This window comes from Bradyrhizobium sp. MI1.3 (assembly GCF_055811695.1).
This window is the reverse complement of sequence record NZ_JBVVPQ010000251.1, coordinates 1-568: the sequence shown is the minus strand read 5'-3', so window position 1 is coordinate 568 and position 568 is coordinate 1. Positions and strand designations below refer to the sequence as shown.

The following is a 568-nucleotide window of genomic DNA, read 5'->3' as shown; positions in this document are numbered from 1 at the left end:
TCGGCAGATCAGCCTTGAACTTGCCGGCGCCCTGGTGAATAGCGATCCCATATTCCAGGCAAAAAGCGCGCATCTGATTGATGAGGCACGTCCGTTGCGACATCATCCGATCGCGAACACGATGCAGCGCTTGCAGGTCAATGTGCTCAGGCGACCTTAGCTCGACGAAGCGCATCGTTGGTCTCGTCACGGCTTCGGCGATCGCCGCGGCATCGATGATGTCATTTTTGTTGGACTTCACATTTGGCTTCACGAATTGAGCTGGGATAATGCGAACGGTGTGCCCCATGGCGGCGATCTTGCGGGCCAACCATTGCGAGCCGGAGCAGGCCTCCATCCCCACCAAAGCCGGTCCTGCACGTTCGAAGAACTGCAAGAGCGTATCGCGCCGAAAGGTCGCCTTCTGGATCGGCATTCCGGCGGCGTCGAGCCCAACGACGTGGAAAAGGTTCTTGCCAATGTCGATCCCAAACACCGTTGCCGGCCTGGGCTTGTTCCGTGTCCTCATTGCTTCCTCCTTTCAAAAGCCAACTCAGTCTGACTGAGAGGACGGGGCGGGTCATCCCAT

Annotated in this window: 1 protein-coding gene; it reads right to left on the bottom strand. The window is 57.9% G+C overall.

All coding sequences use genetic code 11. The annotated features are described in order from the left end of the window. The coding region (locus tag AC0L3A_RS40890; RefSeq protein WP_473256602.1) for an IS110 family RNA-guided transposase at positions 1–508 on the bottom strand (508 nt) is incomplete at its 3' end. Between the last annotated feature and the right edge of the window lie 60 nt (positions 509–568).